At 55.8% G+C, this 11,511-nt stretch carries 7 protein-coding genes; 5 read left to right on the top strand and 2 right to left on the bottom strand.

Going from position 1 to position 11,511, the window contains the following annotated elements:
* The first annotated feature begins 4 nt into the window (after positions 1-4).
* From ABRP31_RS16780 to ABRP31_RS16795, 4 genes are all read left to right on the top strand, one after another.
* Positions 5-1,336, top strand: coding sequence for a deoxyguanosinetriphosphate triphosphohydrolase (locus ABRP31_RS16780; protein ID WP_349969395.1), 1,332 nt, complete (start codon positions 5-7; stop codon positions 1,334-1,336).
* Between the two features lie 319 nt (positions 1,337-1,655).
* Complete coding sequence (locus tag ABRP31_RS16785) at positions 1,656-2,054, top strand: response regulator (protein WP_349969396.1); 399 nt, start codon at positions 1,656-1,658, stop codon at positions 2,052-2,054.
* A 351-nt stretch (positions 2,055-2,405) separates the two neighbouring features.
* Complete coding sequence (locus ABRP31_RS16790; protein ID WP_349969397.1) at positions 2,406-3,032, top strand: response regulator transcription factor; 627 nt, start codon at positions 2,406-2,408, stop codon at positions 3,030-3,032.
* Positions 3,033-3,040: 8 nt separating this feature from the next.
* Complete coding sequence (locus ABRP31_RS16795) at positions 3,041-6,691, top strand: transporter substrate-binding domain-containing protein (protein ID WP_349969399.1); 3,651 nt, start codon at positions 3,041-3,043, stop codon at positions 6,689-6,691.
* 52 nt (positions 6,692-6,743) lie between these two features.
* Here ABRP31_RS16795 and ABRP31_RS16800 read toward each other — a convergent pair whose 3' ends face one another.
* Positions 6,744-7,088, bottom strand: coding sequence for a YggL family protein (locus tag ABRP31_RS16800; protein WP_087265050.1), 345 nt, complete (start codon positions 7,086-7,088; stop codon positions 6,744-6,746).
* 317 nt (positions 7,089-7,405) lie between these two features.
* Between ABRP31_RS16800 and dacB the strand changes: the two genes are divergently transcribed.
* Complete coding sequence (gene dacB / locus ABRP31_RS16805; protein ID WP_087265051.1) at positions 7,406-8,872, top strand: D-alanyl-D-alanine carboxypeptidase/D-alanyl-D-alanine-endopeptidase; 1,467 nt, start codon at positions 7,406-7,408, stop codon at positions 8,870-8,872.
* Between the two features lie 169 nt (positions 8,873-9,041).
* Here dacB and ABRP31_RS16810 read toward each other — a convergent pair whose 3' ends face one another.
* A complete protein-coding gene (locus ABRP31_RS16810; protein ID WP_349969400.1) occupies positions 9,042-11,453 on the bottom strand; it encodes a diguanylate cyclase in 2,412 nt (803 codons plus the stop codon).
* Positions 11,454-11,511 lie beyond the last annotated feature (58 nt).

The following is an 11,511-nucleotide window of genomic DNA, read 5'->3' on the forward strand; positions in this document are numbered from 1 at the left end:
CGCCTTGGATTGGCAAACCCTGCTCAACCGCGAACGACTTGGCAAAACCCTGCATAGCCCGGAAGAACTGGGGCGCAGCCCGTTCCATAAAGATCACGACCGGATAATCTTCTCCGGCGCGTTTCGCCGCCTCGGGCGCAAGACGCAGGTACACCCCGTGTCGAGCAATGATCACATTCATACGCGCCTGACCCACTCACTGGAGGTCAGCTGCGTAGGCCGTTCATTGGGCATGCGGGTCGGTGAAACCTTGCGCAGTGCCCTGCCCGACTGGTGCGATCCGAGTGATCTGGGCATGGTCGTGCAATCAGCCTGTCTGGCCCATGACATCGGTAATCCGCCCTTCGGCCATTCCGGCGAAGATGCGATTCGCAACTGGTTCAACCAGGCGGCTGGCCGTGGCTGGCTGGACGCAATGAGCGACGTTGAACGCAATGACTTCCTCAATTTTGAAGGCAACGCTCAGGGCTTTCGTGTCCTCACCCAGCTGGAGTATCACCAGTTTGACGGTGGCACGCGGCTGACCTATGCAACCCTTGGCACTTATCTGAAGTATCCGTGGTCGGCGCGCCACGCCGACTCTCTGGGCTACAAGAAACACAAGTTTGGTTGCTATCAGAGCGAGTTGCCGATTCTGGAACAGATCACCCAGAAGCTTGGCTTGCCGCAGCTTGAAGACCAACGCTGGGCGCGCCATCCATTGGTGTATCTGATGGAGGCCGCAGATGACATCTGCTATGCGCTGATTGACCTGGAAGACGGCCTGGAAATGGAACTGCTGGAGTACGCGGAGGTTGAATCACTGCTGCTCGGGCTGGTCGGCGATGATTTGCCTGACACCTACCGCCAACTGGGCCCCGATGATTCGCGCCGGCGCAAACTGGCAATTTTGCGCGGAAAAGCCATTGAACATCTGACCAACGCTGCAGCACGTGCCTTCGTCGAACAGCAAGACGCATTGCTGGCTGGCACACTCAGTGGTGATCTCGTCGAGCATATGCACGGCCCTGCCAAACGTTGCGTGTTGAGCGCCAAAGACATGGCACGCAAGAAGATATTCCAGGACAAGCGCAAAACCCTGCATGAGATCGGCGCCTACACCACCCTGGAAATACTCCTCAACGCGTTCTGTGGCGCAGCACTGGAACAGTTCGGTGGGCGCACTCCGTCCTTCAAGCATCGTCGTATCCTGGACTTGCTTGGCAACAGCGCGCCTGACCCTAAAGCCCCTCTGCACGCGTCTTTCCTGCGAATGATCGACTTCATTGCCGGTATGACCGACAGCTACGCCAGCGAAATGGCGCGAGAGATGACCGGACGCTCCAGCCCGATGTAAAGGTGAAGCGCTGCCGCCTTGCTCCAGCAAAGAGCCGACGGCAGTAATCTTCCCAACGCCCCATGTCTGCACCAGCGTCGACGGGTGCAGATTAACTACAGTGGACTTACCCGATACACCTCAAAACTTCAGACGGTTCCTACATCCTTTTAGGAATCGTCTTATCGCAAGCCCTTCCTGCCTGCCTAATACTCCCGCCACTTTAGTAGCCGTTACTGGCCGCCACTTACCCGCCCATTGGCCGTTTTGATGCTGCCCGACGCCTGCAGCTTGCTGCCGATCAGCGTCCGAGCTACGCCAGTTCCTGCCGGACTCCCTGATGTTTAAACACAACCTACGCATTTTGCTGGTGGAAGATCATCCCTTCCAATTGATTGCCACACAGATACTCCTCAACAATCAGGGGTATTTCCTGCTTACCCCCGCCCTCACTGCTGCCGAGGCAATGCAAGCGATAAAGCGTACTGCCGAGCCCTACGACCTGCTTCTGTGCGATCAGTGCCTGCCCGATGGCGAGGGTTTCGACGTCATTGAGCAAGCCTTCGACGCAGGCATGGCCCGGTCTGCGATCGTCCTCAGCGGTCTGGACACGGCTCAGCTACAGGCCATCGAACAGCTAGCCATCAAGCGCGGCCTGCCTTTGCTTGGCTGCTTGACCAAGCCATTGCACGGCCCTGACCTTTCCCGCCTGCTGGACGCATGCTTTCCAGATAGCTGACCTGCCTGGCCTTTGCGCAATACACGTTCACTACAGCTTTAACAGTCTTAATCGACGTATCCTCCCAGGCCGTAGTGAACTACGCTAATGCAACTACTGAAAGCGTATAAACAACGTGTAGGTTAATTCCCGTTCGCAATAAACATCCTAATCATGCACCTCGCGCTTGCAGCGTGTTTTCCCCTGCACTGTAAACATTACGCATCACAAAAACAGGCTTCTACGTGCTCCAATACTCTAATTACTGTAGGAACTTTCCTATATATCACTAACAGCAGGGTCTATTCATGTGCCTCCCTGAACATCTGAGCTAAGGTGCGCGCTTTCCTCGCATCTTGTATGGATCGAACTATGAACTCAGTTTTTATCATCGATGACCATCCGGTTATTCGTCTGGCTGTAAGAATGCTTCTGGAAAACGAAAATTATGAGGTGGTGGGCGAAACCGATAACGGGGTGGATGCAATGCAAATGGTCCGCGAGTGCATGCCGGACCTGATCATTCTCGACATCAGCATCCCCAAGCTGGACGGCCTTGAAGTACTGGCACGCTTCAATTCCATGGGCCTTGACTCGAAAATACTGGTTTTGACTTCACAAACTCCGAGCCTTTTTGCAATTCGCTGCATGCAGTCAGGCGCCGCCGGTTATGTATGCAAACAAGAAGATCTGAGCGAACTGCTCAGTTCGGTAAAAGCAGTATTATCCGGCTACAATTACTTTCCCAGCCAGGCGTTGACCCCACCCACCGGAGAAAATGGCCAACCCAGCGAAATAGAGCTCTTCAAACTGGTCAATGATCGTGAATTGATGGTGCTGCAATTATTTGCGCAGGGTCGAACGAACAAGGAAATTGCCAAGGGTATGTTTCTCAGCAACAAGACAGTCAGTACTTATAAAACACGTCTGATGCAAAAACTCAGGGTCAAAACCCTGGTAGAACTAATCGAGATGGCAAAACGCAACGCGCTAGTGTGAGGAACAGGATGTCCAGGCGCTTTAAATATTATTTGATCCTGACCACAAGCATTTCTCTGGGCCTGGGGTTACAGGCATCTGTCGCCGCGGCGGAGCTCTATACATTGCTGGGCCGGTCCAGCATCGGGCACATGGAACTGCAGCTGGACAAGGCGCAATGGCAATGGATAAGAAACAAACGAGAGCTGGTGCTGGGAACGTCCGCTCCTGACTACCCGCCGTTTGACATGACGCTTACCGGACGTGACTACGAAGGCTTCACCGCCGACTACACGAACATTATTTCCAGAGCGCTGGACCTGCCCGTCAAGGTACTGCGCTTCGAGTCCAGACAGGCTGCGATTGCCGCTCTGGGTACGGGCCAGATCGACATGCTGGGCAGCGCCAACGGGTTCGAAGCGAGAGACCAGAAAATCAGGTTATCAACCCCCTATGCAGTAGATCAGCCAGTGCTGGTCACTCGCATAGGAGAGACGCGCGCGCTCAGCGACGGCCTGGCGGAAATGCGCCTGAGCATGGTTTACCACTATCTCCCGCCCAATGAAATTCAAAAGCTTTACCCGAATGCGGCGCTGAAAACCTATCCGTCGTTTCAAAGCGCGATCAATGCCGTTGCGTTCAATCAGGCAGACGTTTTTCTCGGGGACACCATTTCCACCCAATACATGATCAACAAGGGTTACCTCAATAACATCCAGATGGCCAATTTCAGCAAGCACGAGCCAGATGGCTTCAGCTTCGCGGTCGATGCTAAAAATACCCAGTTGCTGGAGATCCTTGATCGCACGCTCAAGGCCATTCCGGTCGAAGAGCGCATCGCCATTTCCAAACGCTGGGGTGCCAGCGATCTGATGTTGACTGATCAGAAGCTTCAACTGACCCAGCGCGAAGAGCGCTGGATCGAACAGCACCCGACCGTCAGGGTCGTGATCAACGAGTCATACGCGCCCCTGACGTTTTTTGATGCCAGTGGCAACTTCCGAGGCATAACCGCCGACTTGCTTGAACTGGTGCGCCTGCGTACCGGCCTGCGTTTCGAGATCACCCGCGCGCCCAGCATGGCTGACATGATGAATCAGGTCGGCAATGGCCAGGCAGATCTGATCAGCGCACTCATATCCAGCGAAGAACGGGAGGACCAGTTCAGTTTCAGTCGGCCCTACCTGGATAATTCGTTTGTGCTGGTCACGCGTAAATGGCCAGAAAACTCGATCAATCTGGATCAGTTGAACGGCAAGCGTGTAGCCGTCCCTTTGGGTAGCCCGATTCTGCCGTTTCTACGCCGTGAATTTCCGGCGGTTGTCCCCATCGAAGTCGACAATCCCTTCCAGACACTGGAAATGCTGGCTCAAGGCAGGGTCGAAGCAGCGATCACTTCGCTGGTGAGTGCCAACTATTTCCTCGCCTCCGGGGTGTTTGAAAACCGATTACAGATAACGACTACCGTTGGCGACAAACCGGCGCTGATCGCAATGGCTACCTCCCGAAAAGCGACGGAGCTGATCAGTATTCTCGACAAAGCGCTGTCGAGCATTGCGCCTCAGGAGCTAGCCTCGATCAACAACCGCTGGCGCTCCTTCACCCCGGCGGGCGGCAACTGGCAGGATTACCAGCGCCAGATCTACCAGATTGTCCTGGGTGCAGGCCTGCTACTGCTGGGCTCTCTCGCCTGGAACGCCTACATGCGGCGCCAGATCAAACAGCGCGAACAGGCCGAGCGAGCCTTGAGCGATCAGTTCGAATTCATGAGAGCGCTGGTCAATGGCAGCCCACATCCCATCTACGTGCGCGACCGTGAAGGCCTGCTGCGCATGTGCAATGACAGCTACCTGAAGGCGTTTGACGCACAACGTGAAGACATCCTCGACAAAAGCGTTACCGAGGGGGTGCTGAGCAATGTTTTCGAGGCCAAGGAATACGCCAGCGACTACCAGCAAGTCATGGCGACGAATAGCCCAATGATCCTCGACCGCACGCTGCAGATCGGAGAGCGGCAACTGACGATCTACCACTGGATCCTACCCTTCCGGGACTCACTGGGCGAAGTGAAAGGCATCATTGGCGGCTGGATCGATATCAGTGAACGACGACAGCTTATTGAAGAGCTGCGCGCGGCCAAAGATCAGGCAGATAACGCCAACCGCGCGAAAAGCACGTTCCTGGCAACCATGAGCCACGAAATACGCACGCCAATGAATGCCGTGATCGGCATGCTTGAACTGGCGCTCAAGCGCGCCGACCAAGGCCAACTGGACCGCCCGGCCGTCGAAGTTGCCTACAGCTCAGCCAAGGATCTGCTCGAACTGATTGGCGACATCCTCGACATCGCACGCATCGAATCGGGTCGCCTGACCCTGAGCCCGGAACGCGCCAACTTGCGCCAACTGGTCGAATCCGTGGTGCGGGTGTTCGATGGTCTTGCCCGACAAAAAAGCCTGAGCTTATTGCTTGATCTGGACAGCGGCGTCAATACCGATGTTTTGGTCGACCCCTTGCGCTTCAAACAGATTCTTTCCAATCTGATCAGCAACGCGATCAAGTTCACTGAAAAGGGGCAGATCAGGATCACTGTGCAAACCGAAGACGGTCCCGACCCGCGACAATTGCCATTCCATGTACGTATTCAGGACACTGGCATTGGCATCAGCAACGAGGACCTGCTGCGTTTGTTCGAACCCTTTGCCCAGGCCGACGATAATGGCCAGCAAGCGCGCACCGGTGCCGGTCTGGGGCTGGTGATCTGCCGTAGCCTGTGCGAGATGATGGGCGGGACGCTTGAGCTGAGCAGCGAGCGGGGCCAGGGCACGCAGGTTCTTATGACCTTCAACCTGACCACGCTTGAACCTGTTGCGATCGTCGCCGAGCCTCCTGAAAAACCCGAACTGGCAAATGCCATACTGAATATTCTGGTGGTCGATGACCATCCAGCCAACTCCCTGCTGCTCTGCCAGCAACTGGAGTTTCTCGGACATCGCTGTGCAGTCGCAGAACAAGGCGCACAAGGTATTGAGTTCTGGCTGGCAGGACATTTCGACCTGGTCGTGACCGACTGCAACATGCCGATAATGAATGGCTATGATTTGAGCCGGGCAATTCGTGCTCAAGAGCAAACATCCGGACAACAGCGTTGCACCGTATGGGGTTTCACCGCCAATGCACAGCCAGAGGAGAAACAGCGTTGCCGTGAAGCAGGCATGGACGATTGCCTGTTCAAACCTATCAGCCTGACATCGCTGAACGAGCGTCTTGGCAGTGTTCACCCGAGAGATGACGCGGGCCGCGAAATCCTGAAAGTTTCGTCTGGCAAATCACAGCCCGCATTCAACATGGGCAGCGTCAGCGCCCTGACCGGTGAACGCCCGGAGATGATTCGGCGCTTGCTTGACCAACTCCTGCAAAGCAGCGAGCAAGATCGGCATCAGCTGACGGCGCTGCTGTCGAGCGACGATCGACATGAGTTATCCCAACTGGCACACAGAATCAAAGGCGCTGCGCGAATCATTCGTGCAACCCGGGTAATTGAGACATGCGAAGCGTTGGAGGATAGCTGCCAGCAAGCAACCACCGCAGAAGCTATCAACGAGCGTCAACAAGCGTTGGAAATTGCGATGCTCGATCTGGAGCAGGCGTTGCGAGAGGTATTGAACAGCGCAGCGTGAGGCAAGGAGGAAGGGGGTGAAACGGCGGGCGTGAAGCCCGCCGCTCGAAACATCAGGCTACCGGGTTGATAGGTGTTTCCGGGTGCCAGGCGTCCATCAGCGGGCTGACTTCAACTTTGGTCAGTTCGCTGCGGCCCTTGAGCCATGCTTCAACGATTGCGCGCTGCTCTTCGGTGACGGAACCACGTTTAGCGAGGCAAACCAGACCGAAGTCATCACCGCCAACATAGTCCAGACCATTGGCGTCCATGGCTTCAGTCAGAAAAGCGTCGAGGAATGCGTCGATCGCCTGGTCATCCAGATCTTCCTTGAAGTCCAGGTTCAGCTCGAAACCCAGCTCCTGGAACTCATCCACGCAGAGTTTTTTGCGCAGACGACGGGAACGATTAGTGGCCATTGGAACAATCCTCTTGAGTAATATCGGGGCGCACTTTATCAGTTTGGAAAGGCAAATGCCCATAAAACCGGCACAGCCTGATATGCCTGCCTTATCAATAGCTGGCTGATTACGCATTGCGATGACAAAAATACTTGATCCAGACGCCTGAGCGGGACACAAGTCGCCCAAGGTTGGGGCATAATGCCGCTCATTCAGACGTATTACATATTGTTAACGAAACTGTTTGAGCCACCGGTCTTTGAGTCACTGTTATTTTTTATTGAGGGAATCCATCCATGCCCTCTCGTGTCCCGTCTTGTTGTAGGGGTTATTGAATGATCAAATCATTGCGTCCGTTGTTTTTCGCCTCCCTTCTTCTGCCCCTGGCATTGCCCGCTCACGCCGCGCCAATCAATACTTCACTCCCCCCCAAAGTTCAGCAGGCACTCAAAGCCAGCAAACTGGGCAACGATGCGTTGTCGCTGGTGATGCTGCCGCTCAATGGTCAAGGCACCCCGACCGTGTTCAATGCCGACGTCTCCGTCAACCCGGCATCGACCATGAAACTGGTCACCACCTATGCAGCGCTGGAAATACTGGGCCCAACCCACCAGTGGAAAACCGAATTCTTCACCGACGGTACGCTTAACAACGGCGTACTGCGCGGCAACCTGTACCTCAAGGGTGGCGGCGATCCCAAGCTGAACATGGAGAAACTCTGGCTGCTGATGCGCGACCTGCGCGCAAATGGCGTCCAGCAAGTGACCGGTGATCTGGTGCTGGATCGCAGCCACTTCGTACAACCGCAGTTGCCGGTGTTCGATGATGACGGTAACGACAAGAACAAGCCATTCCTGGTCAAACCCGACTCGTTGATGGTCAACCTCAAGGCGCTGCGCTTCATCACGCGTAACGATGGCGGCAAGGTGATGGTTTCGGTGGAACCGCCGATTGCGACCATTCGTGTTGATAATCAGGTCAAGGCCATCGCATCAAAACAGTGTGGTGATGTTCGTTATAACCCGGTCACACAGCCAGATGGCACCGTCAATGTGGCCGTCACCGGCCAGCTCGGTGATGGCTGCAACTCGCAGACCTATCTGTCGCTGCTTGACCACCCCACTTACGCCGCAGGCGCCGTGCGCGCAATCTGGCAAGAGCTGGGCGGGACTATTCTGGGCAAGGACCGTGTAGACGTCGTACCTGGCAGCGCCAAGTTGCTGGCCAAAGCCTTTTCGCCGGACCTGGTTGAAGTCATTCGCGATATTAACAAGTTCAGCAACAACACCATGGCCCAACAGTTGTTCCTGAGCCTGGGTTCGGAGTACCGCAACGACGCGGATGGCGACGATGCCAAAGCCGCGCAGCGTGTTGTTCGTCAGTGGCTTGCGAAGAAAGGCATTACAGCGCCCCACCTGGTCATGGAGAACGGCTCCGGACTTTCCAGGGATGAGCGCGTCAGCGCACGTGAAATGGCCCTTATTCTGCAAGCGGCCTGGAAAAGCCCCTACGCTGCAGAGTTCATGAGTTCAATGCCACTGGCTGGGATGGACGGCACCATGCGCAAGCGTCTCAAGCGCACGCCACTGCTGGGTGAAGCGCACATCAAGACCGGCACTCTGAACAACGTCCGCGCTATTGCTGGCTTCAGCCGGGACAGCAACGGCAACACCTGGGCGGTAGTCGCCATCCTCAACGACCCACGTCCATGGGGTGCCTCGTCAGTGCTCGATGAGGTTTTGGTTGAGTTGTATCGCCAGCCGAAGCTGGGTGATAACACCGTGTCCATACGACAGCAGTGATGGATTTCAGTAAATGACTTTGTAGGAGCGAACGAGCACCGCGAGGCCGCGATGGCGGTGTATCAGGCAGATCGCTATCGCTGCCTCGCGGTGCTCGTGAGCTCCTACAGGGAAATGCATTTCAGCTCAGATATCGATGTGCTGGCATCTGTAAGCCCGCCACCGCCACTCACACACTCGCCGCCCCCAGCTTCTCAAGCTCTACTCGATCGCGACCAGCCTGTTTGGCGGCATAAACGCCGGAGTCGGCACGTAGCAACAGCGCATCAGCTCCCTCCCCTTGTCGCCAACTCGCGACGCCGAAGCTTGCGGTAACCAGACCCACGCCATCCACAGGCTGGCTGCGCAAGACATTCCAAAGCTGAATCGCCAACTCATAGGCCTGAGCGGCGGTGCTCCCCGGACAAAGCACCATAAACTCCTCGCCTCCCAGCCGACAAAACACATCGCTACGACGCAGGCGAGTGGATATCCGTTGGCAGATAGCCTGCAACACCGTATCGCCAACCGCATGGCCATATTCGTCGTTGACGCGTTTGAAGTGGTCAATGTCCAGCATGATCAGCGACAGCGCCCCGCCATGACGATTGACCCTCGCCAATTCAGCATTCAAGCGCTCCTGGAAATAACGTCGGTTGTAGGCACCGGTCAGCACGTCCGTCACGGACATGGCGCGCAACTCCTCCTCCACGCGCTTCATGTCAGTAATCTCGGAAAGAAAGCCATGCCAGACCACAGCCCCGCCAGGTTGAGCTTCGGGAGTAGCATGGCTATGTACCCAGCGCAGGCCATGCCCCGGAATGTTGAGTCGATACTCATCCTGCCAAGGGGTCAGGTTTTGCGCCGATACACGCATCGACTCTTTCACTCGCTGTGCATCCAGCGGATCAACACGGGCAAATACCGATTTGAAATCAAGAAGCATCTGCTCCTGGCTCATCCCATGTAACTCACACATGCCATCGTTGATGTAATTGAAGTGTGACTCGCCGCTGGCATCAATCTGAAACTGATAGATACCCCCCGGTACATGGGCGCTGATTTTTTTCAGAAGAAGGTCACGCGCAGCCAGCGCTTCATAGACGAGTTTGCGCTCCGTAATATCAATACAGACAGCCAGATATCCCACCCACTGCTCATGTTCATTGCGCACTGCGGTCACCAGCATATTCACCACCAGCGAACTGCCGTCATGACGAATGAACGTCCACTCGTGGGATTTGTGGGTAGCAGATTCATCGGCCTCGACAAAAATGGCCTGCGCAGCGGTAACTCGATAACCATAAACCTGACTCAAGTGCCGGGCGTGTTCCTCAAGTTCGGAAGGCAGTTGCAGGTCCTTGAGCTGGAACTGGCCCAACACCTCATCTTCCCGATAACCCAGCATCTTCTGGGCTCCAACGTTGAACGTATTGATGACTCCGTTCAGGTCGGTGGCAATGATTGCGACGTCAGTGGCCGCGTTGAGTACGCTACTCAGTTGTCCGTGGGCGCCGCGCAATTGCTGCTCACGCAGGCGTAGCTCAGCGGTGCGCTCGTCCACCAGACGCAAGGCGCGATGACGTTGGCTGACCAGGTTATACAGCAGCACGCTGAGCAGCAGACTTAACAAGCCGCCCATTAGCACCACACTGCCCGCCAGTGACTGATTACTTTGCATGAACATCGCGGTAGGCCGGATATCCAGCAGGTAGTCACGATTGGCCATGCGTAACAAAGTGCTGACCCGAATATCATCCGATACCGCAGGAAGGACTGATTGATAGAGCAATTGCGCTTCGGGCGGCGCGGTGAGATCCCGCATGGTCAGAGTCAGGTTGTCCTGAGACGGCAGTCTCTCGGTCATCAGTTTGCTGAGGCTAATGACTGCCATGACATAACCCGTGGCTTCGTCGACCTCACGGGCGGAGTCGCCCCGAGGAGACATCACCGGTGCCAACAGCAACACACCACTGGAGTTGATCGGCTCAAGGCCTACAAGCTCTATCCGTGGGGTTGCGACCATAGTGCCCAGTTTTCCAGCGAGTTCGATGGCATTGTGACGCACGCTTTCCGACCCGAGATCAAACCCTGTTGGCAAAGGCATGCTACTGCGCGAACGGGTAAACAACACCGGAAAATAATCGGGCCGACTGCCCGCAGTCTCAAGGGCCCCGCCTGGGCTGAACTCGCGTATTGAAAAGTCCGACACGCCCTCGGCGATAGCCTGCTGCTCAAACTGTTGGCGCTGGGCATTCCTCACTTTTGGCGCCCACGCATAAGCCTGAGTGCCAATCAACAAAGGATCAGCAAAACCGTTGAATTCAGCTCGGGTGACGGTATCGGAGAAAGTGAAGAAACGACGCAGGCTGTCCAGTCGATAAACCTGACCATCGAGCCGTTCCTGAATCCGACTGAAGCGCTCATTGGCCAACAGATCGAAACGCTGGCGCAACTGACGTTCATAGAGCCCGAAATTGGCGAATGCCAATAAAGCGGTGAGAACAGCGCCCATCAGAAAGGCGAATGTCGCTACGACCCACGCCGAGGCCTGCTCATTGATAAAGCCGAGAATCTTGGGACGAATCTGACTCGTAGGCATAAATCGACACTCGCGACGCCACAGCATAAAGACGCGTCACGCTGGCTGTAGCTCACTT

It is taken from the genome of Pseudomonas caspiana (assembly GCF_040224095.2).
Taxonomy (GTDB): Bacteria; Pseudomonadota; Gammaproteobacteria; order Pseudomonadales; family Pseudomonadaceae; genus Aquipseudomonas; species Aquipseudomonas caspiana.